We start from the raw sequence: 26,266 nt of genomic DNA on the forward strand, positions 1-26,266 counted from the left end.
TCTGGTCAGGGCAGACGGCAACGCGCGGAGAAATTCACCGCGCGCATGACCTCTGTACGCATTTTTTCCACCAGTACGCGGCTATCGTCACGGCGGTACTGAAACGAATAGGGCAAGGCACCTGGAGCAGGATCACTGCTCAATATGCGCAGACTACCGTCTTGCTCCAGCGCCTGCGCCCAATGCTCCGGCAACAAACCCACACCGGTGCCCTCGACCAGCATCCCCACGATAGCCCCCCAGTTGTTGCAGTGCAGCCGCTGCTCGGCCTCGGCCAAGGGGCTCAACCAAGCCTGCAACAGGCGCGTCGTGCCCGCCCCCTCCGGCAGCGACACCAGGGGGCAAAGACGTAGCAACTCGGGTGTGACGTGAGTGGCTTGACCCACAGCTCGCGGTGCCCCCACCCAGACAAAACGAGCCTCCCCAACGGGCACGCTAGCCATGCCCGCGCGGGATGAGCGCCCGGCAATGATGGCGAAGTCCAGTTCACCATCGGCTACCTTGCGCTCCAACACTTGCCCGACGTCGACGTAAGGCTCCAGCGCCAACGATGGGTAGGCCTGCCTCACCCGCCCAATCAAAGCTGGCAACCAGGTCAAGGCGCTCAATTCACCTACGCCAAAACGGCATCGCCCCGCTAAGGCATCCCGCACAGCCATGCTGGCCCGAATGCGATCGGCGGCAGCAAGCAGCTCACGCGCCTGCGGCACCAGTCTGTCGCCGGCGGGGGTCAACACGGCGCGATGCCCGCTGCGGTCGAACAGCTCCTGGCCGAGAGTTTCTTCCAGTTCGACGATGCGCTTGGACAGCGAAAACACGGACAGATGCAGGCGCTGCGCGGCCACGGCAAAGCTGGCACAGGTCGCCGCCCAATAAAAGGCTTCGAGTTGCTTGAGCGTCATGACATGCGATCCAGGCACACAAGCCGTGCCTCAGCGCGCCGCATGCTTATCGACATGGCCCAGATCCCGCAAGGGATCCAAGCGATCACGCACTCTTTGCTTTAGAGTCTTGGCGTCCGGAAAGCCGCCATCAACCTTGCGATCCCATAAGGTCTGGCCCGCATAGTCGATACGAAACACGCCGCCAGTGCCAGGCACCAGCGCCACCTCGCCAAGATCGGTGCCGAACGTCGAAAGCAATTCCTGCGCCATCCAGGCCGCACGCAACAACCATTGGCATTGCGTGCAAAAATGGATGGCGATACGCGGAGCATCCATCAGCGGTCTCCCGGACCCGCCACGGCAGCGCCTTCGATGCCATGGCGCTGCAAAGCGGCTGCGACAAAGCCGGTGGCCTTCATTTGCTCGACAAAATAAGCGAGATAGGTTTGAGCGGCTGCCCCACGCGATTTTGGCAGACCCATGGCCTGGCGAATAAGCATGAAATGCCCGTCGAGCATGCGTAGGCCACCGAAGCGGCGAGCATCGGCCAAAAGCTGCTGCCGCACGCCTGCTGCAACATCCGCCCCCTGCGCCAGAAAGGACTCGACAACGGCAGGCGAGGTGGGCGCTCGCGCGATGCTCGCATACTGCAACTCCCGGGTCAGGTACAGATCGTAGGCGCTGCCTTTGCCCACCATCACCGTCTGCCCACGCTTATCGACCTCCTCCCGTGCCATGAGAGGCGAGTCCTCCCGCACGAGATAGGCCCCCTCGATGATGACGTAAGGGGGGGGGTGAAGGCGATTTGCTCGGCACGCTTAGGATCAATGGCGAAAAACCCGATGTCGGCGTTTTCCGCGGCAACGGCATCGACCGATTCACCGGCCGATGCAAACACCACCAGCTCCAGATCGGCCTGCAACCATTTGGCAAACTCGCGAGCCAGATCCACCGACACACCGGCCGCGCCACCCTGCTCTTGTCTGCGCGCCAAAATCGGGTTGCCCACATTGATCGAGGCGCGCAGCCGCCCCTCGACCAGAAAGGCGGCGCGTATCTTGTCATCCAGCTTCATTTTGTTTTCTCCTTCTACCTGCCGAGAGGCCTGGCTCTGTTCGGCCAAGCCGCTAAGCGTACTGCGAAAATGACTCGTCATGAGGCGTGAGGCCGCCTCGTTGTAGCCATGCTCAAGCAAGTCCAGCACGGCCAGCCGCTGCCCCACATGCTCACGCCAATGGGTGTCCTTGACGCTGCGCAGTCCACATGGCTGCGGCAACCGCCTGATGGCATCCGAGAAATAAGGGTTGCGCGCCGCCTCGGTCAAGGCAACATAAAAGTCCAACTCGAGTTGGGCGCGCGCGGCGTCGTGCAAGGCGTGCATACGGCTTTCTTGTTGACGCAAGCGCCGCATGACAGTGGGTTCGATCCGGTAGCCGGGTTCGAGCAGGGCCGCCGGCACTACGGCCATGCACATGCGTAGCGGCTGCAGCGTATCGTCAACTGGACCGGTGGGAGCAGAAACGCTGCGAGTATCACCTCCCGGCTCGGGCAACCGGTCAACATAATAGCCACGATGAGGCTGGCGGCGCAGCCAGCCTCGCTCGGCCAACACAGCCAGGGCATGGCTGACGGGAGAGCGCGACACCGCCAGCAGATCAGCCAGTTGCTGAGCAGGCAAGTGTGTACCGCGTGGCGGCCTACTCTGTTGCAGCCACTGTTCCAGACGCAGCAATACGACACTGGACTCGGTCACGCACCCCTCCCATCCTCCGGGTCCGATAATGGATTCACCTATAGGATAGCTGGGTTTTCAAGGGATGCGCCCATCGGACGCGCGCTACGGAGAGCGCAGGATGCCGCGCCGCCCGCCTAGGCACCCGGCCTGCGGCCTGGATCCCTGGGAGGCTGGCAGGCGAAGAAACTCAATTGCCGCGTTGACGCGCAATCATGGCGCGTTGCAGCGTATTCACGTACGACTGGATACGGATACGGATACGGATACGGATACGGATACGGATACGGATGCCGTTTTCAAGATCCACGAAGGTACAGCCGATACGGCGCAAGATCTTGCCCTTGCCCGCGTCCTGGTCTGCGTGATGCACGACTCTCAGGGTCAGGGCAAACACCCCGATTTCGGGCAGGCTCAATACGCCGTCATATTCGACGCCGGGAGAGGTATCCATCTGTTGATCGACATCGCTCAAGGCCAGCCCGGTCGAGCTGATGTCTTTGATGGCCAGGGTGAGACGGCGCCCAGCCATGGACCACGTGGCCAGTTTGAGCACCGGGACCTCGATGCGGAACGAGTCACGCCGCTGCATGCGCGAAATGGCCGCTGGCAACGGCATACACAGCGCCGAACGGCCGTCGTACACGGCTGGAGCGATTTCACTGCCCGAGAACGACACGCGGATATTATCCAGCGATGTCTCGAGAGACACGCGCTCGCCCGTAGCAATGCGATCATTGACGCTGCTTTCCTGGGCCGCATCAAGAAACAGTTCACCGCGGTCAGCATCCACAGCCAGAATCGACGTGACGCTATTGATGGGACGGCCAGGCACATGCATGAACACCAGTGACTGCCGCTGCATGATAGTCAGCAGCAGATGCACGATTTCGAGACGTCCCGTGACCAGATAGTCTTCGTGGTCCATAGCTTTGTGTCAGAGGCAGGCCTTGCAGCAACCGGCCGCTGCGGTGTGTGACAATTTAACTTTTTAATTTACCAGAAATTACACACCAACGGCGGGCATCTGGCCCCTAAAAAACGGCAATCGCAAAGATAAAACGGGTGCGCGCCGACCAAACGCCGCCTGACTCGCTCAACGTCCGGTGTTGGGGTAGTTGGGGCCGGCGTCATGAAAACCGCCATTGCTATAAGGATTGGCGGCTCCGGGGTGCGGTGGCCCGGGATGCGCGAAGTCATCCGGATTGGCGCATCCCGCCATAAACAGCGTCAAACAAATCAGGAGCAAGGCTCGTATCGACATCTTCGTAGTTGACTCAAGGCCACCCAAACGCTGCGCAACATTCATGTGCCGGACCGCACAGGCGGTTTTCGCTGGGACGAATTCTAGCGTGGTATTGCGATCTCTTGCGGCATTTCGATGTCGTTGTTCTACACTGCTGCGTTCCCGTTTGCCTCACCATCATGCCAACATTGCAAACCCTGATGCTCTTTCTGGCCGCCGACCTCGCGCTCAAACTCACGCCAGGACCGGATATGGCACTGACGCTTACCCGTGGCATGACCCAAGGCTTCCGGGTTGCCTGGCTCAGCGTGCTGGGAACGTGGTCAGCGGGTTTCGTGCAGATTCCCCTGGTCGTGCTGGGGCTGGCAGCACTGTTCCAGCACTCCCCGACGTTATTTTCCGCCGTGAAGATTCTGGGCGCGATGTATCTGATGTATCTGGGCGTGCGGGCACTGCGGCGCTGCGCGCGTCCCAATGTGAATCTGCAGGCCGCGTCTGCCGCAGACTCGGCGCGCGACGCCTATTGGCAGGGTCTGTTCACCAACCTGCTCAATCCCAAAGTCTTTCTCTTCCTGGTGGCCTTTTTGCCGCAGTTCACCGATGCACAGCGAGGCCCGATCTGGGTGCAGATGTTGCTGTTGGCTGTGCTGTCCAAAATGCTGGGCCTGGGCACCGGGGCATGCATGGCCTATGGCGCCTCGCGCATTCGCGGCTGGCTGATGCGCAACCCTTGGTTCATGCGTTTTCAAGATGGCGTGCTGGGCATGGCCATGCTGAGCATTGCCGGCTGGCTGCTTGTGAACCGGGACCCGTTGCCGAGCCGGTGACTATGGCACCGAAGGTCTCAAGTGGCAGCATCTCACCCCTTGCACTCGTCTGCGTCATACCATCAAGCCTGTACTCTCGCCCTGCCCCGGAGATCTGCCATCATGGATTTACCCAGCGAGCCCGACCTCACCCCCGAGCAATGCACCCGCGTCCGTCACAGTTTTGATCGACAGGGCCTGATGCGGCACCTTGGCGCCACGCTGACCGAAGTCGGTCACGGCTGCGTCAGAATACGCATGCCCTTCCGGCCGGAACTCACCCAACAACACGGCTACTTTCATGCTGGTGCAACCAGCGCCATAGCCGATACCGCAGGCGGCTATGCGGGCTACACGCTCTTTCCTGAGGGTAGCTCGGTACTGACCATCGAGTTCAAGATCAATCTTGTGGCACCCGCGCGTGGCGACTGCCTGGAAGCCGTCGGCAAGGTGTTGCGCCACGGACGCAGCCTGACCATCTGCCAGATGGAGGTTTTTGGAGTGCAAGATGGTGTGAGCACACTGGTTGCTGTCGGCCAGCAAACGTTGATGTGCATGCACGGCAAGCCCGACGAGGGTCAGTCCAGCCCCTCACAATAGCAGCGTATAGCGCGCCAGGCCGCATCGTCCGCCTCGGGCCAGGGCCGTGCGCCGGTGACACGCGGAGCAACTTCGCCCACGAACAGCGCGAAAAGGCCTGGGTCGCATTTGCGGCCGACTTCGCCCATCAAAATCTGCATGGTCTGCTCATGGCTGTGCCCACCATGATAGGAACGCGCAGACGAGATGGCGTCGTAGGCATCTGCCAGACTGATCATGCGCGCCGATAGCTCGATTTGCTCACCCGACAGGCCGTCCGGATAACCACTGCCATCGATATTCTCGTGATGATGGCGTATTGCACGCGCAAGCTGCTCGCCCAATGGCAGGTCGGCCGCGCGCACTACTCGCTCTCCGAGAATCGAATGCTCCTGCATGCGCGCCCAATCCATGCCCTCGAGCTTGCCCTTGGACTCGAGAATTCGAGCCGGCACACCGAGCTTGCCGATATCGTGCAACAGCGCGGCGGCGCCAAGCACATAACTGTCCGCCTCGCCCAGACAGGCTGCCTCGCCCAGGGCCATGGCGATGCGCGCGGTACGTTGAGAATGCGCCGCAGTATGCGGATCGCGCTCAGTCAGCGCTTGCATCAAGGCACGAATACGGCCCATGGCATCGGCCGGCGGACAATCTGACGTGGGATCATCAGCCACCATCGTCTTTCCTGACGGCACAGCGGGCAACAGACTGGCCTAGATAAACAGCAGGCCCGCTCGAACAGACAACCGGGGGGAAAAAACATGAAGGAAAGGGCCAAGCGACTACGTAAAACGCAAATTGTAGCAGAATATGTCACAACATCGCATATCGTGCTCCCGGGTATGGCGGTCCGGGCTAAGATGGAAGCATCCAGTCCAGGAGACAGTGATGACAGCGAAGAGTTGGGATTTCCGGGTGCAGCGGCCGATTGGTCAAGATGGTGATTGGCGTGTCAGCTATTTGCTCGTGGCGCCAGATGGCACCGAACAGCGCATCGATATCCAGCAACACTACCCTGCGGCCCAGACCGCGCATCGATGATGCCACTCGCCTGGCACAGATCCAGATCGCCGATCTCAACGGCCGAGCTCCGGATCTGCGGGCGCCAGACAGCAGCGAAGTCCCCTTCAACAGCGCCACCCGCTTTTAATATCGACTAAGACGGCATCCGCCATTTTCGGTGGCAGGGGGAAGGCCCCTTCGCACCTGGCCGAACGACAACGTCGCGCTCAGCCAGAGATGGCGGATCCCGCTGCTCGCTCCTGCGCTCCGGCATGCACGCGACTGAACGCGGTTCATTTGCCAAACTCCCGGCGCAGGCGCGCAACCTCCGCCAGATTCAGACGCCGCGCCTCCCGCTCCGCATAATCTCGCTCGCCGGCTTCGTACTTACCGTCATAAAGACAACCGCTCCGATTCGAACTGACCTGCCCCCAGATTTAGTACGGCACCGACATAGAGCCCAGGGGTAAAAGACCTTCTTTCTGATGAGCCTGCACGAATTGCGCCGGCGTTAAATATCCGAGCGCGCTGTGAGGCCGATCGGTATTGTACTCGACTCGCCAGTTTTCGATCAAGCTTTTAGCCTGTCGCAGGGACAAGAACCAGTGCTCGTTAAGGCATTCGTCGCGGAACTTGCCGTTGAAACTTTCGATATAAGCGTTCTCCACCGGCTTACCCGGCCGAATAAACGACAGCTTTACGCCTGCTTGGTAGGCCCAGGCGTCCAAGGCTCTTCCGGCGAACTCTGGCCCGTTGTCCACGGTAATAGATCGCGGCAGGCCACGCATCTCCGCCAGCCGTTGCAGCACCATGGCAACACGCAGTCCCGGCAACGACGTATCGACCTCGATGGCCAGGCATTCGCGAGTGTAGTCATCGACGATAGTCAAACAGCGGAATCGGCGGCCATAGGCTAGGCCGTCGGCCACAAAGTCCATTGACCAACTCTGATTCGGCGCGATTGCCGCTGGGCGAACCACGCGCTCGGTCATTAATGTCCTGACCGCCTCGCGTTTGGCCTGCGGGCTGACTACTTTCGGCTTAGCAGATCCTGAAGCGCCGCCTTGTCCAGCATCGACTCGGCCAACAGCTTCTTGAGCTTGTTGTTCTCCTGCTCCAGCTCCTTGAGCCTCTGAGCGTCCGACACCGTCATGCCACCGAACTTCGCCTTCCAGTTGTAGTACGTTGCCTCGGAGATTCCGTGCTTGCGGCACAACTCTGCGGGCTTGGCACCTGCATCGGCTTCCTTGAGCACGCCGATGATTTGCTCTTCCGTAAATCGTTTCTTCATTGCCATTCCTTTGGGAACGGACTCTACATCGATTTCGTACTAATCACGGGGAGCAGGTCACATCACCGAAGGCTTCCATACAAAAATGGAGATGCTCTCTCGCCGGGCTTACGGCTTTAGAAACGTTGAGAATTACCGTATGCGGGTCTTGGCCCAATGCGGTTGGAATGGCGTAATCAACCGGGTCTGATGAATGACCGTCCCCATTTACGAGGTAGTGTCGGAGATTGCGGAAAAGAAAACGGGTCTCGGATTACTCCGAGACCCGCGTCTTTCTTGGTAGGCCCCCCGAGAGTCGAACTCGGCACCAACGGATTATGAGTCCGCTGCTCTAACCAGGCATGAGCTAGAGGCCCTTAAAACTTACTGCCCTTCCAGGAAGCTCTTGAGCTTGTCGGCGCGGCTGGGGTGGCGCAATTTGCGCAGTGCCTTAGCCTCGATCTGACGAATCCGCTCGCGGGTGACGTCAAATTGTTTACCAACTTCCTCGAGCGTCTGGTCGGTACTCATTTCGATACCAAAACGCATGCGCAAAACCTTGGCTTCACGCGGGGTCAGGGAGTCTAACACTTCTTTGACGACATCGCGCATGGAACCATGCAGCGCCGCGTCCGAAGGCGCCAGGGTCGACGTATCCTCGATGAAATCACCCAGATGTGAGTCATCATCGTCGCCGATCGGCGTTTCCATGGAGATCGGTTCTTTGGCGATCTTCAGGATCTTCCGGATTTTATCCTCAGGCATGTCCATCTTCTGCGCCAGAGTTGCCGGATCGGGCTCGGCACCCGTTTCCTGCAGAATCTGACGGCTGATCCGGTTCATCTTGTTGATCGTTTCGATCATGTGAACCGGGATACGGATGGTACGCGCCTGGTCGGCGATAGAACGCGTAATGGCCTGGCGAATCCACCAGGTGGCATAGGTCGAGAACTTATAGCCACGGCGGTATTCGAACTTATCCACCGCCTTCATCAAACCGATGTTGCCTTCCTGGATCAGATCCAGGAACTGCAGACCTCGGTTGGTGTACTTCTTGGCAATGGAGATGACCAGGCGCAAGTTGGCCTCGGTCATTTCGCGCTTGGCCTTGCGAGCCTTGGCTTCGCCAGTGGCCATGCGCTTATTGACATCCTTGAGGTCCTTGAGCGGCAGCACGACGCGCGTTTGCAGGTCAATAAGCTTTTGCTGCAACTCCTGCACGGCTGGGATCTGGCGTTCCAGTGTCTCGGCATAGGGGTGACCCGCAGCCACCTCCTCGATGATCCACTGCAGATTGGTTTCGTTGCCGGGGAAGACTTTCAGGAAGTGCGAGCGCGGCATGCCGGCACGATCCACGCAGGTGTGGAGCACGGCACGCTCGAGCTGACGAACCTCTTCGACCTGGTTGCGCAGCGTATCGGCCAGCTTCTCGACCATCTTGGCCGTGAAGCGGATACCCATCAGCTCGTTCTGGATGGTCTCCTGGGCCGTGACGTAGATTTCGGAGCGATAGCCGTCTTTTTCGTACGACTGGCGCATGCGATCGAACTGCTTGGACACCTCATCGAACTTAGCCAAGGCCTTGACGCGCAGGTCTTCCAGCTGCTTGCTGGACATGCCGCCGGCCGGGCCATCATCGCCCTCGTCTTCGTCGGCGCTCACACCCGCGCCAGCGTACTCTTCGCCGTCTTCCGGATCGACCAGACCGTCGACGACCTCGTCGATCTGCGCCTGGCTTTCGCGCACGCGGGTGGCATGGGCAAGGATTTCGTTGATGGTAGTGGGACAAGCGGAAATGGCCATGACCATGTGCTTGAGGCCATCTTCGATTCGCTTGGCGATTTCAATTTCGCCTTCACGCGTGAGCAACTCTACCGAGCCCATTTCGCGCATGTACATACGCACAGGGTCGGTGGTGCGGCCGAAGTCAGAATCAACCGTAGTCAGCGCGGCTTCGGCCTCATCCTCGACGTCGTCGTCGTTGGAAGCCACAGGCGCGTTTTCGCTCATCAGCAGCGTTTCGGCGTCCGGGGCTTGGTCATAGACCGAGATACCCATGTCGCTGAAGGTACTGATGATGCCGTCGATGGCCTCGGCGTCGACCAGATCGTCTGGCAGATGATCGTTGATTTCGCCGTAAGTAAGGTAGCCGCGGTCTTTGCCCAGCTTGATCAGCTGCTTGAGGCGGTTGCGGCGAGCTTCATATTCCTCGGGCGAGACGGGGCCGCGGGCCAGGAGCTCTTTGGGATCTCCCTTGCCACGCTTGCCTCCACGCTTGGCCGGCTTGAAGTCAGGCACGACTTCGCCTTCGCCGTCCATTGCATCGTCAAAGGAGTCGCTATCGTTGTTGGCATTCTTGGCCGGGCGTCCGGGGCGACGGCCGCTGGGCACACGCCCTGCAGCGGGCGCGCCGACCAGATCAGCCAGTTTGTCTTCGGCCTTCTTGGCTCGTACCTTGGTAGTTTTTTCACCTGCAGCAGCAGCCGGCTTGGCAGCCTTTTTGGCCGCTGTCTTGGTTGCGGTCTTGGCGACCTTCACCGCCGTCTTGGCGGGCGCTTTTTCCGCCGCCATGCTGACGGCCCGCTTAGAAGCCGTCGTGGAGGAGGCGTCAGCCGCTTCGATCGCAGATGAGGTTTTGCCGGTGGATTTGGTCATAGTCGCTTCCGTAGTCGTCGCAACCCGTTGGGGTTTGGTGCACCGCGCGCCGGACGGGGCCGGTTGGCGGGTAAAACGGGTGGGACAGGCAGAAACCGCAAGTCCGCGTTGGGCGCGGATCAGGCCTTATAGCCCCGGAAGCTTTCCTCTGGCCCTCGGGCCCGGAAATCGTCCAAGTCGCAGTTTCATCCATGACTATCCGGCCAGGACATCGGGAACGCTGTCGTTGCCTGCTACAGGCGGGGCTAAGCGGGGGCCAAGGCCCTCCTCGCTTGCCATACGGACTCAACGTCCAACCTCGATGCCACCAGCCGGACGGACGTGAATTGCACGACCCACCTTCTAGCTATCGATACTAAATACAATGGTTCGGCGCGGCGCGCCCATCAAATAAACAGGTTCGCATCACACAAGTATGCGCACTTACCTGACGCAATACCAGCCTGCCGCACAAAAACCACTGCTGTGCTCTACTGCCAGGCGCCCCCACATACTGGCAAACGCCCTTCCAACATTGCAAACCGGCTCAAATTTGAGACCGATCTACGAGAATTCGAATTTTCTGCTCAAAAGCCACGGCAATTGCAGCAGACGTAGCGGTATGCAGCGCGCCACTCATGCCGCCATCAAGGCGCTTGAAGAAAAACCCTAAATTTTACCGTACTTTTATCGCAAACCCGCTGTACTTAAGACCGCCAAACGCTGGCGGAGTTCGGCATAACGCTTGCGCGCCTCCTCCGTCTGCAGACCTTCGTTGACCAGACTCGTCATATCACCGCGCAAGATATCGATCTCGATACGACGCAACGCGTCGTTCCACTCCGTCAGCGGCTCGGGAAGATCCTCCTGGGCCATCATGTCGGCGCGCAAGCCCTTTAGCACGACATAAAGGTCCGAATCCGGATCGGCAGCCTCCATGAGCGCGCCGACATGGCGTGCTCCGCTGGCCTGGGCCAAGACGATCAGGTCGCGTACAAGACCTAGATTGGGGCCATGGTCGATGACTTCAAGTTGCTGATCACCCATGGTGTCGACCAACTCGGGATGCGCCAACAACAGGCACAACAACCGCCGGGCCAGCGAAGGCATGACCCGCCGGCCTTCGTAGCCGCCAACATCATCCCGGCGTCCACGTCCTTTCCAGTCACCTTTGCGCTCGCCCTTGCCTTTCCAGTCGCCGCGGGACTTGTATCCCGCCTGCGGCTTGCTGCCGCTGTGCCAGCCGCCCCCATCACCCATAGCACCCACGGAGTACACGTCGTGATCTGCATCGGAAATAGGCTCATAGGCCCAATCGGGTGGCGGCTCATCGACGCGTACGGCGCTATCGCTGCGGCCAACGACGGCCGGCATCACCGTCTCCGCAGGCATCTGACCCGCCTGCACCTGCTGACGAGCCGCCGCCTGAGCCTGCATTTGTGCGGCAAATTGCGCCAGCGCCTGGCTCATTTCCTCAGGCGTCAGTTGCACCAGCCTGGCCAACTCGCGCTCGATCTGCGTCTTCAACCCGCATTCCGGAATACCCGCCAACAAAGGCTTGGCCTCATGCAGGCAACTGGCCCGCCCTTCGGCCTCGCCCAGATTGTGGCGAGAGGCCAGCTCGTCGAGCAAAAACCTCGATAAGGCGCTGGCCTGCCCCATCTGCTCGCGAAACGCTTCGGCACCAAACTCCCGCACATAGGAGTCCGGGTCGTGCTCGGCCGGCAGAAAGAGAAAACGAATGGCAATATCGTCGCGCAAGACGGGCAGACATGCCTGTAACGCCCGCCACGCCGCACGCCGTCCGGCAGCGTCGCCATCAAAACTGAAAACGACTTTGTCGCTGGTGCGCAGAAGTTTCTTGACGTGGTCTGGCGTCGTCGACGTACCCAGCGTAGCTACGGCATTACCAATGCCCAACTGCGCCAAGCCGACCACATCCATATAGCCTTCAACGACAATCACCACGCCTTCCTGGCGGATGGCTAGCCGAGCCTCCCACAGGCCATAGAGCTCATGACCTTTGCTGAAGACCGGCGTCTCCGGTGAGTTGAGGTACTTGGGCTCGCCCTTGCCGATTATCCGGCCACCAAAGCCAATCAGGCTACCCCGCGTATTGCGGATGGGGAACATGACGCGTTCCCGGAAGCGGTCATAACGCCGCCCATCCTCCGACTCGATTACCAGGCCGGCCTCTACCAGCGTCGGATCATCGTAGTTGTCGAATACTTTGGCCAGGCCATGCCGATCGGTGCCAGCCCATCCCAGACCAAAGGCCTTGGCGACAGACCCGGTCAACCCCCGCTGCTTCAGATAGGCGATGGCGTCCGGCGAGCTGCGAAGCAGCCGCAAATAATGCGCCTGGGCGGCATCGAGAACCTGGGTATGACGCGAAACCTCGGCTTTGCGGCGAGCCGATTCGGCTTGCTGGCGTGGGCTGCGAGATTCTTCGGGAACCGTCATTCCCGCCGAGGCGGCGAGCGTACGCACGGCCTCGGGGAAATTCGCACCCGTGTGCTCCATCAAAAAGGTGATGGCGCTACCATGGGCTCCACAACCGAAGCAGTGATAAAACTGTTTGGTTGGACTGACGGTAAAAGACGGGCTTTTCTCGTTGTGAAAGGGGCACAGGCCAAGCAGGTTGGCCCCGCCCTTGCGCAACTGCACATATCGCCCGATAACGTCGACTACGTCGACCCGGGCGAGCAAATCTTGTATGAACGATTCAGGAATCAATAGATTCGGGAATCAGATCAATACATGCGCGGGGGCAATTGCTGGCTACGAATCCGCTTGTAATGGCGCTTCACCGCGGCAGCGTGCTTGCGCTTACGCTCGGCCGTAGGCGTCTCATAGAACTCGCGCGAACGCAGTTCGGTGAGCAAACCGTTTTTTTCGATGGTGCGCTTGAAGCGACGCAGAGCGGCTTCAAACGGCTCGTTTTCCTTCAGTCGAACGATAGGCATAAATTCAGTATCTTGGGTAATAACGATTGATTAACAAACCTGGCCAAACCGGCAATCCCCCTTCCCCACAAATACGTATTGCAGGCAAAGGAAAAAACCGGCATTCCCGGCTAGCCGGGTCGCTCCCGGGTGGCCATAAGCCACCGCGGCTGTTTCCGTAGCGTTGTCACCCAAGTATGAGGCCGACTAATCGGTACGCGGGAAACGAGCGCCAGGTTCGGTTTAGCGATAACCAGTGATTCTAGCACGATAGCGCAGGCTTTGACCAGAGGCCCACCCGGCCTTCCCTAACGATTACCCTTGCGCACCCAGGACTCGAGTTGGTGCGGGCGCAGGCTGTCGTAGTCTTCGAACGGCTGATGTATCCACGGATTGGTCGGCAGCTTATCGACGAAATAGTCGGGAGTGACCTGCGAATGTCCCTTCCACCACAACACCGCGCTCTTGAGCTCGGTAATGGCAGGGAACTGCTCCTTGAGGTGATTGAACACCTTATTGAAGGTCATACCGGTATCGACCATGTCGTCCACCAGCAACACTCGGCCGGCCAACGTGCCGCGGGTAATGGTGATGAACTGGGCAATATCCAGGTCACCCTGCTTGGTGCCGGCGGCCTCGCGATAACTGCTGGTAGCCAATATGCCCAAGGGCACATCATAAATTCGGGACATAACATCCCCGACACGGACACCGCCGCGGGCTAGGCACAGAATCTGGTCAAACTGCCAGCCGGATTGAAACACCTGCAGGGCCAGTTTCTCGATCAATCGGTGGTAGTCGTCCCAGGTCACCCAGACATGGCTGTCGTCATTTTGTGGCGAGCTCATAGGCGCTTAAACTCCTGCTGGAAAATACGAAAAGGCCGCCGGCGGCGAATTGCCGCGGCGGCCGTGCGTAATAATAACCCGACGCGCGCCAGTGGCGCAGCGCCGGATGCCCCAAACCGAGGCGATCAGCCCTTCAGAGGATGACGCAAAACAATGGTTTCGTTGCGGTCCGGGCCGGTCGACACCAGATCGATGGGCACACCGCAGACCTCAGCTACACGCTCCAGATAGCGGCGAGCATTGGCGGGCAACTTGCTGTACTCGGTGATGCCGACCGTCGATTCCGACCAGCCGGGCAACTCTTCGAGTACAGGTTCAGCCTGCGCCACAGCATGCGCGCCATAGGGCAGCACGTCACGGAATTCGCCGTTGACACGATAGCCCACGCCCAACTGGAGAGTCTCCAGACCATCTAGAACGTCCAACTTGGTGATACACAAGCCGGAAATGCCGTTCAGGCGGACCGAACGCTTGAGCGCGGCCCCATCAAACCAGCCGCAGCGGCGCGGGCGGCCCGTAACCGAACCGAACTCCTTGCCGACCGTCGCCAAACGAGTGCCGATCTCGTCGAGCAACTCGGTCGGGAACGGCCCCGAGCCGACGCGCGTGGTGTAGGCCTTGGTGATACCGAGCACGTAGTTCAGTGCCTGCGGGCCAACACCGGCGCCTGCCGATGCCGCGCCTGCCAGGCAGTTGCTGCTGGTGACGTAGGGATAGGTGCCGTGATCCACATCCAGCAACGCGCCTTGCGCACCTTCGAACAGGAAGTTGGCACCTTGCTCCTGGGCCAGGTAGAGGCTGCTGGAGACATCTCGCACCATGGGCTGGATGGCCGGCGCAAGCGCCATGGCCTGATCACGCACCTCATTGGCGGACACGGCTTCGGCACCAAGGTACTTGGTGAGTACGAAGTTGTGATAGTCGAGCACCTCAGCCAGCTTGGCGTCGAAGATATCGGGCGTAAACAGATCCTGTACGCGCAGTGCTCGGCGCGCCACCTTGTCTTCGTAAGCCGGGCCGATACCACGCCCAGTCGTGCCGATCTTGCCGTCGCCCTTGCGAGCCTCCCGAGCCTTGTCGATGGCCACATGGTACGGAAGAATCAGCGGGCAAATTTCGGAAATTTGCAGGCGCGAACGGACATCCAGACCGGCGGCTTCGAGCTCTTCGATTTCCTTGAGCAGCGCTTCGGGCGAAAGCACGACGCCGTTGCCGATATAGCAGGTCACACCGGGGTGCATGATGCCCGACGGAATCAAACACAGAATCGTCTTTTTGCCGTTGATCCACAGCGTGTGGCCAGCATTATGGCCGCCCTGAAAGCGCACTACGCCCTGGACGGACTCAGCCAGCCAATCGACGATCTTGCCTTTGCCCTCGTCACCCCATTGGGTGCCGATCACCACTACGTTCTTGCTCATGTTATGAATCAATATCGAGTTTCTCGGGAAATCCGGAAATCTCCCCGCGGCCCTTCCTCATTAGGAAGGGAGTTAGTCACAGCGCTTTGATCGTCCAGGCGCCGTCCTGCAGCGCAAGCTCGCGATCGCAAACGAACTCGTCCTGGTCATGCTCGTGGCCGGGCAAGACCTGAACGACGATTTCGCCCGACTGACGCAGCGCACGCACCGCTCCAGTCAGGGCGGGGTCCTGCCCCCAGGGCGCGCGGATGGCACGCCCGGGCTCCGCCGGAGTCAGCCCGGCTGCCAATTTGCGCAGATCCAGACTGAAACCCGTAGCCGGGCGAGCCCGGCCGAATGCGCGACCGACGTCGTCGTAACGCCCGCCACGCACCAATGCATCATGCCAACCCTCGGCGTACAGCGCGAAAGTCACCCCCGAGTGATAGCCATAGCCGCCAACATCAGCCAGATCCAGACCGAGCGCCACGTCGGGCACCGCCCGAGCCAGGCGCTCGAGCTCATCCAGCGCCGCAACGAGTGCGGGCAAAGCCGGCAGCTCTTGGCGTGCCCGGGCGATGACGTCGATCTGCCCATACAGACGCGGCAGTAGTGCCAGCCCACGCAGCGTCGTCGCCTGCAAGGCCGGCTCGGCATGCTCGAGTTCGGCCAAACCCGCCACGTCTTTCTCGCGCAACAGAGTGATGATGAGATCGGCTTTGGCCGCTGCAGCGGGGTCGGCATCGAACAGCGCCTTGACCACACCCGGGTGGCTGAGGTCCAACCTCGGCCGCGACACTCCGGCAATACCCACCGTTTCAAGCACCAACTGCACGATTTCGAGGTCCGCCTCGAAACCCGCATGCCCATAAATCTCGGCACCTATCTGCAGCAACTCGCGGCTCGACAGCAGATCGGCCGCGCGTGCATGCAGCACAGAGCCGCAGTAGCACAACCGCGTGACGCTCTCGCGATTGAGCAAATGGGCGTCGATACGACTGACCTGAGTCGTCATATCCGCACGCACGCCCAGGGTGCGGCCAGAGAGTTGATCGATCAACTTGCAGGTGTACAGATTCAGGTCGCTGCCCATGCCGGACAGTAACGAATCGATGTACTCAACCAGAGGAGGCGCGACCAGCTCGAATCCGTATGTACGGTAGAGATCGAGCAGCTCACGACGCAACTCTTCGATGCGCCGGGCCTCTGCCGGTAAAACGTCGGCCAGGCCTTCGGGCAGCAACCAGTTACCCATGAATATGCACTCTGAAAATGCTTCGACCCTGCGAAGGCGTCGCCCAAACGAAAAAAGGCTGAGCGGGCGTAAGCCCGCTCAGCCTTGCGGAAAGTTTTCTAGCTTACGCGGTATTGTACATGGATCGGCCAGCATGGCCTAGCCAGCCAGACCGCCGCTAGTCACTGCATGCGTTTCAATTCGACCCCATTTTTTTGGTTCATCGTGGAATAGCGTGGAGCCGTGCTTGATTGCCGTTACGCTTGATCCTTGATTTTTCAAGGATCAAGGCCGGGATCATGCTGGACCGCAAGACGATCGAGAGGTTGGGTGGGTGGGAAGGTTATCGGGTGGAGCGGGTCGTGTGGCCTGAAGGTGAGAGCCGGACGGTCACGATTTACCTGAAGCCTTCAGCGCGAACGATGCACTGCGAGCACTGCGGCAACCGATGTCGGCAGGTGCATGAGACGACCACGCGCCGGGTGCGGGATCTGCCGCTAATGGCGCTGCGAGTGACGCTGGTAGTGCCGCGTCGGCGGGTCTGGTGCGAGCAGTGCGGTGGACCGCATCTGGAGAGGCTGAGCTGGCTGGGCCGTTACCAGCGAGTGACCGACCGGCTGGCCGAGGCGGTCAGCCAGTTGCTTGAGTCCAGCAACATTCTGGCCGTGGCGCGCTTCTTCCAACTGGGTTGGCACACGGTCAAGGCGCTGGACAAGGCCCTGCTGCGACGGGCGATCCAAGAGCCGGACTGGAGCCAGATCCACTACCTAGCGATGGACGAGTTCGCTCTACACAAGGGCCATCGTTATGCCACGGTCGTTGTCGATCCGATCCGCCGTCAGGTGCTATGGATCGGTGATGGCCGCTCGCGCGAGACGGCCAGAGCCTTCTTCGAACAACTGCCAACAGGAGTTGCCCAGCAGATCCGGGCCGTAGCGATCGACATGACGACGGCCTATGAGCTGGAGATCCAGGCCAACTGCCCCAACGCCGAGATCGTCTACGACCTGTTCCACGTCGTGGCCAAGTACGGCCGTGAAGTGATAGACCGGGTGCGTGTAGACCAAGCGAACCAGTTGCGGCACGACAAGCCGGCCCGCCGGGTGATCAAGTCCAGTCGCTGGCTACTGCTGCGCAATCGCAAAAACCTCGATCCGTGCCAATCGGTAAAGTTGGACGAGTTGCTCCAGGCCAACCAGCCCTTGCTCACCGCTTATCTGATGCGCGATGAGCTCAAACAGCTGTGGTTCTACCAACACCCCGGCTACGCCCGCCAGGCATGGGATCACTGGCTGCAACAGGCTCAGGGCAGCGGCATCGCCGCCTTGGCTCACTTCGCGCTCAAGCTAAAAGCCTATCTGCACGGGATTCTGTCTCGCTGTCGCCACCGGCTCAACACCAGCATCGTCGAGGGCATCAACAACACCATCAAAGTCATCAAGCGCCGCGCCTACGGCTACCGCGATCAGGAGTACTTCTTCCTCAAGATCCGGTCTGCATTCCCCGGTATTCCTCGATGAACCATTTTTATTTCCACCTCGTCACGGCCTACGATGTCCTGCGCCATTCGGGCGTAAACATAGGCAAGCGGGACTACCTTGGCCCGTATCCGATTGCCGAAAAACCGTCTCACTAACACCACTTACCATAGAAAAACCCTCGCGGCCTGCGTCGAACCAGGTTGGCGAGGGCCGATGAGACGAGCCGTGGCGTGCGGCCAATCACGGTGTCAGAGTGCCGTGGTCAGCTCCCGCTGCGAGCCGTCCCGGTAGGCCAACGTCAGTGTGCTGAGCGTGGGCGCCGCCACGGTGTCATCGTCGGCAACATGGATGCGCAGATTGGCCAGCACGACATCCCAGCCCTCATCGGCGGCCTGCACCTCGGCATCGGCCACCAGCGCCAGGCGCCAGGCCACCATCTGGGCGTCGGCCGCGCGCACATCGATGCGCACCAGGCTGTACGCACCGTTGGCATGGGTCATGAATTCCGGCGCCCACACGCACTCGGGCGTGAGGTGGCGGCAGAAATACATGCGCAGCCCAGCGATGGGCTGCTCCGCAAACCGCACCGTATGAAACCGCGCTTGCATCTCGCGGCCTCCCACGTGCGCCGTCCGGGTCAGTTCCTGGACCGGATTGACTGCAAACCCCGCCTCGCGCAGGCGCTCGTATGTCGCTTGCGCATCGGCGCTGCGAAACACAAGGGCCTCCAGGCCCGGCAGCGAGTCGGCGATCTCCTTGCGCGCCGGCGGCGCACCAGGCGGCCAGCCCAGCAACTCGATATAACTATCGTCCAGGACGATGAGCTGATTGCACGAACCCAGATTGTGCACCGCCTTGTCGCTGAACCGAAAACCCTGCCGCTCGTAATCGGGCGCGAGCGCGTCGAGCCGATCACGCACCATGATGACGGCGTGATCGAACTCCGTGCGGCCGGGGTCGCTCAACATATCAGGTCAGTTTGCCGTGGCACTGCTTGTACTTCTTGCCGCTGCCGCAAGGGCAAGGGTCGTTACGGCCCACCTTGGGCAGGACGTTGCGCGCCGGCTCCTGGCCTTGCGGCTGCGCATCGCTGGCCAGCGCTTCGTCGTAGTCAGAATGGTGGTACTGCACATTTTGCACGTGCGATTGCGCTGCCTCGGCCTCGGCCTGCTCGACCTGTTCGGTCGACTGCACGCGCACGGTCATGAGCACACGCACCACGTCATCGCGGATACGATCGAGCATGCCCGAGAACAACTCGAAGGCCTCGCGCTTATATTCCTGCTTGGGATTTTTCTGGGCGTAACCGCGCAGATGAATACCCTGGCGCAGATAATCCAGCGCCGACAGATGCTCGCGCCAGTGGGTGTCGATCGACTGCAGCATGATCGAACGCTCGAACTGGCCCCAGGACTCCGCACCCACCAGGTCGGCCTTGCCGCGATAGACCTCGCGAGCGGCCTGCAACACGCGCTCGAGCAGTTCTTCGTCGGTCAGGTTGGGCTCGGCCTCGACCATGTCGGTCAATGGCAACTGCAGTTGCCAATCACCCGCCAGGGTGGTTTGCAACCCAGGGATGTCCCATTGTTCTTCGACCGACTCGGCCGGCACGAAAGAACGGAACACTTCGGTCACGGCGGCATCGCGCAGGCTCTCGATAGAGTCGCTGATGGAGCCGGCCTCCAGCACATCGTTACGCTGCGCGTAGATCACCTTGCGCTGATCGTTGGCGACATCGTCATACTCGAGCAGTTGCTTGCGAATGTCGAAGTTGCGGCCTTCGACCTTGCGTTGCGCCGTCTCGATCGAGCGCGTCACCATGCCCGCCTCGATGGGCTCGCCTTCGGGCAGCTTGAGCCGCTCCATGATGGCGCGCACCCGGTCGCCGGCGAAGATGCGCATGAGCGAATCCTCGAGCGACAGATAAAAACGCGAGGAGCCTGGATCGCCCTGGCGCCCGGCACGGCCGCGCAACTGGTTGTCGATGCGGCGCGACTCGTGGCGCTCGGTGCCGATGATGCGCAGACCGCCTGCGGCCTTGACCTGCTCGTTCAGCGGCTTCCAGCCTTGGCGCACCGCGTCGACGCGTGCCGCCTTGTCTGCCTCGCTGAGTGCTTCATCGGCACGGATCAGGTCGATCTGCTTATCGACACTGCCACCCAGCACGATGTCGGTACCACGGCCAGCCATGTTCGTGGCGATGGTGATGTGCCCGGGCTTGCCCGCCTCGGCGACGATCTCGGCCTCACGAGCATGCTGCTTGGCATTGAGCACTTCGTGCGGCAGCTTGGCCTGCTTGAGCAACCCGGACAACAGCTCCGAATTCTCGATGCTGGTGGTACCCACGAGCACGGGTTGCCCGCGCTCGTGGCAATCACGAATGTCGTTGAGGATGGCGTTGTATTTCTCTTCGTGCGTCTTGAAGACCTGATCGTTCTGGTCCTTGCGCTTCATCGGCTTATTGGTCGGGATGATGACCGTCTCCAGGGAGTAAATCTCCTGGAACTCATAAGCCTCGGTGTCCGCCGTGCCCGTCATGCCCGAGAGCTTCTCGTACATGCGGAAGTAATTCTGGAAGGTGATCGACGCCAGCGTCTGGTTCTCGTGCTGGATCTTGACGCCTTCCTTGGCTTCGACGGCCTGATGCAGGCCATCTGACCAGCGGCGGCCGACCATGAGGCGGCCGGTGAACTCGTCAACGATGACGACTTCGCCATCTTGAATCACGTACAGCTGATCGCGGAAAAACAGGGTATGTGCACGCAGCGCCACCATCAGGTGATGCATGAGCGCGATGTGGCGCGGGTCATAGAGCGACTCGCCGTCCGGCAGCAGACCGACGCGCGAGAGGATTTTCTCCGCGCTCTCGTGACCGGCCTCAGACAGGTAAACCTGCTGGCTCTTTTCATCGACCCAATAATCGCCTTCGGGCTCGGGCTCCTGCGGCTTGGGCTCGCCGGCCATGCGCTTGAGCAGCGGCGGCACGGCATTCATGCGCACATAAAGTTCGGTGTGGTCTTCGGCCTGCCCGGAGATGATGAGCGGCGTGCGCGCCTCATCGATCAGGATGGAGTCCACCTCGTCGACAATCGCGTAATTCAGCGCGCGCTGGCGTCGGTCCTCGACGCGATACTCCATGTTGTCGCGCAGGTAGTCAAAGCCGAATTCATTGTTGGTGCCATACGTGATGTCGGCACGGTAGGCGGCAATCTTTTCGTCGTTGGGTTGCTGCGGCACCACCACGCCCGTGCTCATGCCCAGGAAACGGTACAGCCGCCCCATCCAGTCGGCATCGCGGCGCGCCAGGTAATCATTGACCGTCACCACATGCACGCCCTTGCCGGCGATGGCATTGAGGTAGACCGGCAGCGTGGCCATGAGGGTCTTGCCCTCGCCCGTGCGCATTTCCGCGATCTTGCCGCTGTGCAAAGCAATGCCGCCGAGCAACTGCACGTCGAAGTGGCGCATGCCAAATACGCGCTTACCCGCTTCACGCACGACGGCAAAGGCCTCGGGCAGCAAGTCATCCAGGGAACTGCCCTTGGCATGACGGTCACGGAATTCCTGCGTCTTGGCCTGCAGCGCCTCATCGGAGAGAGCGGAGATCTGCGGCTCAAGATTGTTGATCTGGACGACCAGCTTGCGGTACTGCTTGAGCAGCCGGTCGTTGCGGCTGCCAATGAGTTTTTTGAGCAGAGAAACCATGCGTGTCGGGGACGGCCACGGAGCGCGACATCCGCAAGCTATGCGGCGGCCACGCCCATGCCGATATTATCTGTGTCTGGTTAAGCGGGATCCCCGCTAGGAAACAATCCAGTTTAACGCACTGGAGCGCAATAATCCGCCGCGAGCGCGGCGAACCCTCTCAGGGAGCGGCGGTCGTGGCCGCGCCCCTGGCCTGCTGGGCCTGAGCGACGACGGGCGCCACGGTATTCTGAGAGCCGAGAAACAGGCGCGGGTCCAGCGGCTGGCCCGCCAGGCGCACCTCGAAATGCAGATGCGGGCCGGTGGAGCGGCCGGACGACCCCACGCGGGCAACCTCCTGCCCTCGCTCGACCACATCGCCTGCCTTGACCAGTAGCCGGGAGGCATGCGCGTAGCGAGTGATCAGGCCATTGCCATGGTCGATTTCGACCATGTTGCCGTAGCCGGGCTGCCCCTTGGCTAGCAACACCACGCCGCCCGACGCCGCCAGAATGGGCGTGCCCGGCGGGGCGGAGAAGTCCAGCCCTTCATGCATGGCGTACCGCCCCGTCACCGGGTTGCGCCGCCAGCCATAGGAGGAACTCAGATAGGGATAGTCGCGGATAGGCATGGCCGTCGGCACACGAGCCTGCTCGGCCGAGTGGCTGGTCAATGCCGCGTCCAGCAACTTGAGATTGTCGGCCTGCTCGGCCAGGCGAGCCTGGATATCGTCGAGCTGGCGGCCCAGCGCCTCGGCGGACTCCGGCGTGGGAGGCTGACGATCGGTAAACAGATCGTCCATGACGTGGGTCGCCTCGTCCAGCGGCGCAGCCGGGGCAGCGGCCTCGGCGCCGGTGTATTGCAAACCGGCGATCTCCGCCACGCGGCGGCCCAAACCGTCTATGCTGACGAGCTTGGCCTGCAACATGCCGACCTTGGAGGCCAGCATGTTGACGTTTTCGCGCATGAAATCCGCGTCCCGATTGGCTTGCGACCGTGCATAGGAAGGCCAATCCACCGTGTAGGGCGAAGCTGACGCGCCAAAAAGCAAACGCTGCATGCCCGCCCCGAACACGGCTGCGGCCAACAGCGCCAGCCCCATGAGCAAGGCCAGACGCCCACCGCCGACGGTGAAATGCCGGTCCTGCCCTGCCCGGGCGTGCATAATCACTACCTTCAAGGTTGCATCCTACTAATATGGAACGGTATGAATAGACAACCTTCATCCCGCTCGCGTTCCTCGACCAGCAAGCCCGGCGATCGTACCGCTCTGGGCTGGCTGGGTCACGATATGCGTGGCGCCGGTGTCCTGGCGACGGCGCGTACGCATTTGCAGATTCAGCAGGCCGTAGCAGCGGTGCTGCCGCCTGCGCTGGGCACGCTGTGCGTGGTGGCGAAGCTGGAAAACCAACGCTTGCAGCTTGCGGTGCCCGGGCCGGCGCATGCAGCCAAATTGCGTCAGATGGCCCCGCGCATTGCACAGGCACTCTCCTCGCAAGGCTGGAACCTTAACGAAATTAGCGTCCGTATTCAAGCCGGAATGCCACGGCCCGGACAACGAGCACCCCGCCCCCCGAAAGAGGCCGTGCCCTTGGGCGATACGGCCCTCAAGGCGTTCGAAGACTTACAACAGCAATTGACGCCCGGCCCGCTGGCCGACGCGGTGACACGGCTGCTGCGCCATCATAAAGCCAAAGGCTGATCCGTCCCTGGCAAACCGCCGCCGCTGTGCCGCGGATTACTTAGTCTTGCCTTGCGTGCTGCTGTCGCCGTTCAAGGAACGGTTGATCGCCCGGTTGGCATCATCGACCAGGCCGTCAAAATCGCTGAACACACGATTGATCGCCTTGGGGGCGTCCGCGATGCTGATGCCGTTTGCGGTGGTTGAATAATTCGACGCACACGCGCCCAACAAGACTGGCAACAGCAGAGAAAGCAGAGACAGACGCATCATGGACCCATCATTAGAAAAAACGAGGGGCCCTGCACAGGCCCCTCATCGCGAGCCGTCTAGGCTCGGACAGAATTAGAACTGCCTGCTGGCTCAGGCCAGCTTCCATTCGTGACGGAAAGCCTGAGGGGCTGCCGCTTGAGACTCGTAGGTGACCAGCTCCCAGGCGTCTTGCTGTTCGAGCAAAGCACGCGCCAACTGATTATTGAGAGCGTGGCCGGATTTCTGCGCCACATAACGCGCCACCAGCGGCTTGCCCAACAGATAAAGGTCGCCAATGGCGTCGAGAATCTTGTGTTTGACGAACTCATCGTCGTAGCGCAGGCCGTCGCTGTTGAGGACGCGAAACTCGTCCATCACGATGGCGTTGTCCAGGCTGCCGCCGCGCGCCAGCCCCATGGAACGCAGCGCCTCGACCTCGTTGACGAAACCAAAGGTCCGGGCACGAGCGATCTCACGCACGTAAGAGTGGGTGGCAAAATCAATCTCGGCGAAATTGGCCGTCGAATCGATGGCGGGGTGGCGAAAATCGATCGAAAACGCCAGCGCGAAGCCCTCGTGCGGCTCCAGGCGGGCCCATTTTTCGTTGCGGCCCTCGCCTTCGCGAACTTCGATGGGCTTGAGCACGCGAATGAAGTGCTTGGGCGCGTTCTGCTCGACAATGCCGGCCGAGCGCAGCAAATAAACGAAGGTCGCGGCGCTACCGTCCATGATCGGCACTTCTTCGGCCGTCAGGTCCACATGCAGGTTGTCGATACCCAGGCCCGCCAACGCCGACATCAGGTGCTCGACCGTCGAGACGCGCACATTGCCCTGCTGCAGCACGGAGGCCATGCGGGTGTCACCCACCCCGGTTGCCTGCGCCGGCAGATCCACCACCTGGGGCAGATCCACACGGTGAAACACGATACCGGTATTAGGTTGCGCCGGGCGCAAGGTCAACTCAACCCGCCGCCCGGAGTGGACGCCGACGCCAGTCGTGCGGACGAGATTTTGAATGGTGCGCTGTCGAAACATAATGGGTGCTTTTATGACCTGCCAACCTCAGCGGACTCCTGAACAGCAGGAATGCAGTCAGCTTGATGCGTGCATTGTAACCCCGGGGCCCTGCCCATGCCATGTAAATGAAACACTATACGGCTGGCATCCGACCCCAAATTAAAGGCGTCAACGCTCCTGCGCTCGCCTACCCTGGGGATGGGGTAGACGAGCGTTGAGGGAGTGCTGCGCCCGTAGCGGGACGGGCGCGGCTGCGCTCAGTCAGCCTGCTTGCGCAGGAAGGCGGGGATATCGAAGTGATCCATACCCGAACTTTCCAGCGCGCGCACCTGGGCCGAAGCCTGGGTACGGGGATTGCGCATCACCGACGGCATATCCAGGCCGCGGTAATCACCACTCTGGCCCGCCAGCATGCCACCCGCCGGCATGTTGTCGGTGCCCGTGCGCAGCTCTTCCGTGACGGTCTGCACCAGTTGCGGACGTGCCGCCGCGCGGCCCAGGCCCGTTGCCACGACGGTCACGCGCAGGTTTTCACCCATGGTTTCGTCATAGGCCGTCCCGAAGATCACGGTAGCGTCATCCGACGCGTAGCTGCGGATGGTTTCCATGATCTCGCGCGTTTCGCGCATCTTCAGCGAGCGGCTCGACGTGATATTGACCAGCACGCCACGAGCGCCGTTCAGATCCACGCCTTCGAGCAACGGGCACGCAATTGCCTTCTCGGCAGCCACGCGTGCGCGATCAGCGCCGCTGGCCGTCGCCGTGCCCATCATGGCCTGGCCCTGCTCGCCCATGATGGTCTTGACGTCCTCGAAGTCGACGTTCACATTGCCTTCGACATTGATGATCTCGGCAATGCCTGCGCAAGCGTTGTGCAGAATATCGTCGGCCGACTTGAAGCAGTCTTCCTGCGTGGCCTCCTCGTCCATCAATTCATAGAGGTTCTCGTTGAGGACCACGATGAGCGAGTGGACGTGCTTGCCCAGTTCGGAGATGCCCTCTTCGGCCATCTTCAGGCGCTTGTTGCCTTCGAAGGTGAACGGCTTGGTTACCACACCGACCGTCAGGATGCCCAGCTCCTTGGCGACTTCCGCCACAACCGGGCCGGCCCCCGTGCCGGTGCCGCCACCCATGCCCGCGGTGATGAACACCATGTGGGCGCCATTGAGGGCGGAACGAATTTCCTCGCGCGCCGTTTCGGCGGCCGCACGACCCTGTTCGGGCTTGGCGCCTGCGCCCAGACCCGTACGGCCCAGACGAATCTGCACCGGAGCGTTGGTCGCCGCCAGCGCCTGGGCATCCGTGTTGGCGCAGATGAAATCGACGCCGCTCACACCGCTACGGATCATATGCGCGACGGCATTGCCGCCCGCCCCCCCAACACCCACGACCTTTATGACGGTCCCTTTGGTGTTGTTCTCAAGCATCTCAAAGTTGATCATGATGACTCCCTCACAAGTCCGATTTCCAAAAGCCTGATTTCCAAACGCCGAAATCCCCAACAACCTGTTTTCTATCGCCTCAATTCCGCAGCCGACTGGCTATCAATCCGCTACGGAGTTGGGACGCTC

At 61.0% G+C, this 26,266-nt stretch carries 24 protein-coding genes, 1 tRNA gene and 4 pseudogenes; 8 read left to right on the plus strand and 21 right to left on the minus strand.

The features are described 5' to 3' along the window. Nucleotides 1-5: 5 nt before the first annotated feature. The 6 genes and pseudogenes from LK440_RS12950 to LK440_RS12975 form a co-directional block, all read right to left on the minus strand. Entirely contained in the window at nucleotides 6-902 is an 897-nt protein-coding gene (locus tag LK440_RS12950) for a LysR family transcriptional regulator (RefSeq protein ID WP_005012006.1), read from the minus strand. Between the two features lie 30 nt (nucleotides 903-932). Continuing rightward, nucleotides 933-1,220, minus strand: coding sequence for a SelT/SelW/SelH family protein (locus tag LK440_RS12955; RefSeq protein WP_005012005.1), 288 nt, complete (start codon nucleotides 1,218-1,220; stop codon nucleotides 933-935). Continuing rightward, a pseudogene (locus LK440_RS12960) lies at nucleotides 1,220-1,959 on the minus strand (ABC transporter substrate-binding protein). The gene LK440_RS12955 and the pseudogene LK440_RS12960 overlap by 1 nt, the downstream one beginning before the upstream one ends. A 123-nt stretch (nucleotides 1,960-2,082) precedes the next feature. Beyond that, nucleotides 2,083-2,637, minus strand: a pseudogene (locus tag LK440_RS12965) (GntR family transcriptional regulator); the annotation flags it as partial. 169 nt (nucleotides 2,638-2,806) lie between these two features. After that, the gene (locus LK440_RS12970; protein ID WP_005012002.1) at nucleotides 2,807-3,544 is read right to left on the minus strand and encodes a flagellar brake protein; all 738 of its coding nucleotides are present in this window, start codon (nucleotides 3,542-3,544) and stop codon (nucleotides 2,807-2,809) included. Between the two features lie 168 nt (nucleotides 3,545-3,712). Further along, entirely contained in the window at nucleotides 3,713-3,865 is a 153-nt protein-coding gene (locus LK440_RS12975) for a hypothetical protein (protein ID WP_162303199.1), read from the minus strand. A 176-nt stretch (nucleotides 3,866-4,041) separates the two neighbouring features. Here LK440_RS12975 and LK440_RS12980 point away from each other — a divergent pair, with 176 nt between their 5' ends. Both LK440_RS12980 and LK440_RS12985 read left to right on the plus strand, forming a co-directional pair. Then, on the plus strand, nucleotides 4,042-4,689 hold the full coding sequence (locus tag LK440_RS12980) for a LysE family translocator (protein WP_025341340.1): 648 nt from the start codon (nucleotides 4,042-4,044) through the stop codon (nucleotides 4,687-4,689). Between the two features lie 102 nt (nucleotides 4,690-4,791). Then, nucleotides 4,792-5,268: a PaaI family thioesterase gene (locus LK440_RS12985; RefSeq protein WP_005012000.1), complete on the plus strand. Its 477-nt coding sequence runs from the start codon at nucleotides 4,792-4,794 to the stop codon at nucleotides 5,266-5,268. Here the strand turns inward: LK440_RS12985 and LK440_RS12990 are convergent. Next, nucleotides 5,247-5,924 (minus strand): HD-GYP domain-containing protein, encoded by a 678-nt coding sequence (locus LK440_RS12990; protein ID WP_005011999.1) that lies wholly within the window; start codon nucleotides 5,922-5,924, stop codon nucleotides 5,247-5,249. The genes LK440_RS12985 and LK440_RS12990 overlap by 22 nt on opposite strands. A 211-nt stretch (nucleotides 5,925-6,135) precedes the next feature. Here LK440_RS12990 and LK440_RS12995 point away from each other — a divergent pair, with 211 nt between their 5' ends. Beyond that, nucleotides 6,136-6,288: a hypothetical protein gene (locus tag LK440_RS12995; RefSeq protein WP_005011997.1), complete on the plus strand. Its 153-nt coding sequence runs from the start codon at nucleotides 6,136-6,138 to the stop codon at nucleotides 6,286-6,288. A gap of 398 nt (nucleotides 6,289-6,686) precedes the next feature. Here the strand turns inward: LK440_RS12995 and LK440_RS13000 are convergent. Further along, a pseudogene (locus LK440_RS13000) lies at nucleotides 6,687-7,540 on the minus strand (IS3 family transposase). A 61-nt stretch (nucleotides 7,541-7,601) separates the two neighbouring features. Here LK440_RS13000 and LK440_RS13005 point away from each other — a divergent pair. Beyond that, a pseudogene (locus tag LK440_RS13005) lies at nucleotides 7,602-7,730 on the plus strand (transposase); the annotation flags it as partial. 87 nt (nucleotides 7,731-7,817) lie between these two features. Here the strand turns inward: LK440_RS13005 and LK440_RS13010 are convergent. After that, a tRNA-Ile gene (locus tag LK440_RS13010) sits at nucleotides 7,818-7,896 on the minus strand. 7 nt (nucleotides 7,897-7,903) lie between these two features. After that, nucleotides 7,904-10,174 (minus strand): RNA polymerase sigma factor RpoD, encoded by a 2,271-nt coding sequence (rpoD, locus tag LK440_RS13015; protein ID WP_005011996.1) that lies wholly within the window; start codon nucleotides 10,172-10,174, stop codon nucleotides 7,904-7,906. A gap of 415 nt (nucleotides 10,175-10,589) precedes the next feature. Between rpoD and LK440_RS13020 the strand changes: the two genes are divergently transcribed. Beyond that, nucleotides 10,590-10,826: a hypothetical protein gene (locus LK440_RS13020; protein WP_135238889.1), complete on the plus strand. Its 237-nt coding sequence runs from the start codon at nucleotides 10,590-10,592 to the stop codon at nucleotides 10,824-10,826. A 14-nt stretch (nucleotides 10,827-10,840) separates the two neighbouring features. Here LK440_RS13020 and dnaG read toward each other — a convergent pair whose 3' ends face one another. The 5 genes from dnaG to LK440_RS13045 all read right to left on the minus strand — a co-directional run bounded on the left by dnaG (nucleotide 10,841) and on the right by LK440_RS13045 (nucleotide 16,601). Next, the gene (dnaG, locus tag LK440_RS13025; RefSeq protein WP_005011994.1) at nucleotides 10,841-12,889 is read right to left on the minus strand and encodes a DNA primase; all 2,049 of its coding nucleotides are present in this window, start codon (nucleotides 12,887-12,889) and stop codon (nucleotides 10,841-10,843) included. 17 nt (nucleotides 12,890-12,906) lie between these two features. Continuing rightward, nucleotides 12,907-13,119, minus strand: coding sequence for a 30S ribosomal protein S21 (rpsU, locus tag LK440_RS13030; RefSeq protein ID WP_005011993.1), 213 nt, complete (start codon nucleotides 13,117-13,119; stop codon nucleotides 12,907-12,909). A 287-nt stretch (nucleotides 13,120-13,406) separates the two neighbouring features. Continuing rightward, on the minus strand, nucleotides 13,407-13,946 hold the full coding sequence (locus LK440_RS13035; protein WP_005011992.1) for a phosphoribosyltransferase: 540 nt from the start codon (nucleotides 13,944-13,946) through the stop codon (nucleotides 13,407-13,409). Nucleotides 13,947-14,071: 125 nt separating this feature from the next. Continuing rightward, nucleotides 14,072-15,367, minus strand: a complete 1,296-nt coding sequence (locus LK440_RS13040) for an adenylosuccinate synthase (RefSeq protein WP_005011989.1) — start codon at nucleotides 15,365-15,367, stop codon at nucleotides 14,072-14,074. A gap of 76 nt (nucleotides 15,368-15,443) precedes the next feature. Beyond that, a complete protein-coding gene (locus LK440_RS13045; protein WP_005011987.1) occupies nucleotides 15,444-16,601 on the minus strand; it encodes an ATP phosphoribosyltransferase regulatory subunit in 1,158 nt (385 codons plus the stop codon). Between the two features lie 278 nt (nucleotides 16,602-16,879). Here LK440_RS13045 and LK440_RS13050 point away from each other — a divergent pair, with 278 nt between their 5' ends. Both LK440_RS13050 and LK440_RS13055 read left to right on the plus strand, forming a co-directional pair. Then, nucleotides 16,880-18,100: an ISL3 family transposase gene (locus tag LK440_RS13050; protein ID WP_005011985.1), complete on the plus strand. Its 1,221-nt coding sequence runs from the start codon at nucleotides 16,880-16,882 to the stop codon at nucleotides 18,098-18,100. Next, the gene (locus LK440_RS13055) at nucleotides 18,097-18,216 is read left to right on the plus strand and encodes a DUF1993 family protein (protein ID WP_080601048.1); all 120 of its coding nucleotides are present in this window, start codon (nucleotides 18,097-18,099) and stop codon (nucleotides 18,214-18,216) included. Before LK440_RS13050 ends, LK440_RS13055 begins: the two co-directional genes overlap by 4 nt. A 93-nt stretch (nucleotides 18,217-18,309) precedes the next feature. On the opposite strand, the gene LK440_RS13060 is transcribed toward LK440_RS13055, so the two are convergent. The 3 genes from LK440_RS13060 to LK440_RS13070 form a co-directional block, all read right to left on the minus strand. After that, on the minus strand, nucleotides 18,310-19,029 hold the full coding sequence (locus LK440_RS13060) for a VOC family protein (protein WP_005011982.1): 720 nt from the start codon (nucleotides 19,027-19,029) through the stop codon (nucleotides 18,310-18,312). A gap of 1 nt (nucleotide 19,030) precedes the next feature. Next, the gene (gene secA, locus LK440_RS13065; RefSeq protein ID WP_005011978.1) at nucleotides 19,031-21,766 is read right to left on the minus strand and encodes a preprotein translocase subunit SecA; all 2,736 of its coding nucleotides are present in this window, start codon (nucleotides 21,764-21,766) and stop codon (nucleotides 19,031-19,033) included. Between the two features lie 160 nt (nucleotides 21,767-21,926). After that, entirely contained in the window at nucleotides 21,927-22,910 is a 984-nt protein-coding gene (locus LK440_RS13070) for a M23 family metallopeptidase (RefSeq protein WP_005011976.1), read from the minus strand. A 126-nt stretch (nucleotides 22,911-23,036) separates the two neighbouring features. Here LK440_RS13070 and LK440_RS13075 point away from each other — a divergent pair, with 126 nt between their 5' ends. Continuing rightward, the gene (locus tag LK440_RS13075; RefSeq protein WP_025341337.1) at nucleotides 23,037-23,447 is read left to right on the plus strand and encodes a flagellar hook-length control protein FliK; all 411 of its coding nucleotides are present in this window, start codon (nucleotides 23,037-23,039) and stop codon (nucleotides 23,445-23,447) included. 36 nt (nucleotides 23,448-23,483) lie between these two features. Here the strand turns inward: LK440_RS13075 and LK440_RS13080 are convergent, their stop codons facing one another. The 3 genes from LK440_RS13080 to ftsZ form a co-directional block, all read right to left on the minus strand. Further along, complete coding sequence (locus LK440_RS13080; protein ID WP_005011966.1) at nucleotides 23,484-23,699, minus strand: hypothetical protein; 216 nt, start codon at nucleotides 23,697-23,699, stop codon at nucleotides 23,484-23,486. 90 nt (nucleotides 23,700-23,789) lie between these two features. After that, entirely contained in the window at nucleotides 23,790-24,713 is a 924-nt protein-coding gene (lpxC, locus tag LK440_RS13085) for a UDP-3-O-acyl-N-acetylglucosamine deacetylase (protein ID WP_005011965.1), read from the minus strand. Nucleotides 24,714-24,952: 239 nt separating this feature from the next. Beyond that, a complete protein-coding gene (gene ftsZ / locus LK440_RS13090; RefSeq protein WP_005011962.1) occupies nucleotides 24,953-26,137 on the minus strand; it encodes a cell division protein FtsZ in 1,185 nt (394 codons plus the stop codon). Between the last annotated feature and the right edge of the window lie 129 nt (nucleotides 26,138-26,266).

The organism is Bordetella holmesii (assembly GCF_020735985.1).
GTDB classification, from domain to species: Bacteria; Pseudomonadota; Gammaproteobacteria; order Burkholderiales; family Burkholderiaceae_B; genus Bordetella; species Bordetella holmesii.

What these genes read in the sequence shown, in the direction of transcription:
- LK440_RS13020 (WP_135238889.1), top strand. Translation starts at nt 10,590, where the DNA reads ATGCGCACTTACCTGACGCAATACCAGCCTGCCGCACAAAAACCACTG.
- LK440_RS13070 (WP_005011976.1), bottom strand. Translation starts at nt 22,910, where the DNA reads ATGCACGCCCGGGCAGGGCAGGACCGGCATTTCACCGTCGGCGGTGGG.
- ftsZ (WP_005011962.1), bottom strand. Translation starts at nt 26,137, where the DNA reads ATGATCAACTTTGAGATGCTTGAGAACAACACCAAAGGGACCGTCATA.
- secA (WP_005011978.1), bottom strand. Translation starts at nt 21,766, where the DNA reads ATGGTTTCTCTGCTCAAAAAACTCATTGGCAGCCGCAACGACCGGCTG.
- LK440_RS12980 (WP_025341340.1), top strand. Translation starts at nt 4,042, where the DNA reads ATGCCAACATTGCAAACCCTGATGCTCTTTCTGGCCGCCGACCTCGCG.
- LK440_RS13055 (WP_080601048.1), top strand. Translation starts at nt 18,097, where the DNA reads ATGAACCATTTTTATTTCCACCTCGTCACGGCCTACGATGTCCTGCGC.
- LK440_RS12985 (WP_005012000.1), top strand. Translation starts at nt 4,792, where the DNA reads ATGGATTTACCCAGCGAGCCCGACCTCACCCCCGAGCAATGCACCCGC.
- LK440_RS13080 (WP_005011966.1), bottom strand. Translation starts at nt 23,699, where the DNA reads ATGATGCGTCTGTCTCTGCTTTCTCTGCTGTTGCCAGTCTTGTTGGGC.
- LK440_RS13060 (WP_005011982.1), bottom strand. Translation starts at nt 19,029, where the DNA reads ATGTTGAGCGACCCCGGCCGCACGGAGTTCGATCACGCCGTCATCATG.
- LK440_RS12950 (WP_005012006.1), bottom strand. Translation starts at nt 902, where the DNA reads ATGACGCTCAAGCAACTCGAAGCCTTTTATTGGGCGGCGACCTGTGCC.
- lpxC (WP_005011965.1), bottom strand. Translation starts at nt 24,713, where the DNA reads ATGTTTCGACAGCGCACCATTCAAAATCTCGTCCGCACGACTGGCGTC.
- LK440_RS12970 (WP_005012002.1), bottom strand. Translation starts at nt 3,544, where the DNA reads ATGGACCACGAAGACTATCTGGTCACGGGACGTCTCGAAATCGTGCAT.
- LK440_RS12995 (WP_005011997.1), top strand. Translation starts at nt 6,136, where the DNA reads ATGACAGCGAAGAGTTGGGATTTCCGGGTGCAGCGGCCGATTGGTCAA.
- LK440_RS13050 (WP_005011985.1), top strand. Translation starts at nt 16,880, where the DNA reads ATGCTGGACCGCAAGACGATCGAGAGGTTGGGTGGGTGGGAAGGTTAT.
- rpsU (WP_005011993.1), bottom strand. Translation starts at nt 13,119, where the DNA reads ATGCCTATCGTTCGACTGAAGGAAAACGAGCCGTTTGAAGCCGCTCTG.
- LK440_RS13035 (WP_005011992.1), bottom strand. Translation starts at nt 13,946, where the DNA reads ATGAGCTCGCCACAAAATGACGACAGCCATGTCTGGGTGACCTGGGAC.
- rpoD (WP_005011996.1), bottom strand. Translation starts at nt 10,174, where the DNA reads ATGACCAAATCCACCGGCAAAACCTCATCTGCGATCGAAGCGGCTGAC.
- LK440_RS13045 (WP_005011987.1), bottom strand. Translation starts at nt 16,601, where the DNA reads ATGGGTAACTGGTTGCTGCCCGAAGGCCTGGCCGACGTTTTACCGGCA.
- LK440_RS13075 (WP_025341337.1), top strand. Translation starts at nt 23,037, where the DNA reads ATGCGTGGCGCCGGTGTCCTGGCGACGGCGCGTACGCATTTGCAGATT.
- LK440_RS13040 (WP_005011989.1), bottom strand. Translation starts at nt 15,367, where the DNA reads ATGAGCAAGAACGTAGTGGTGATCGGCACCCAATGGGGTGACGAGGGC.
- LK440_RS12990 (WP_005011999.1), bottom strand. Translation starts at nt 5,924, where the DNA reads ATGGTGGCTGATGATCCCACGTCAGATTGTCCGCCGGCCGATGCCATG.
- LK440_RS12955 (WP_005012005.1), bottom strand. Translation starts at nt 1,220, where the DNA reads ATGGATGCTCCGCGTATCGCCATCCATTTTTGCACGCAATGCCAATGG.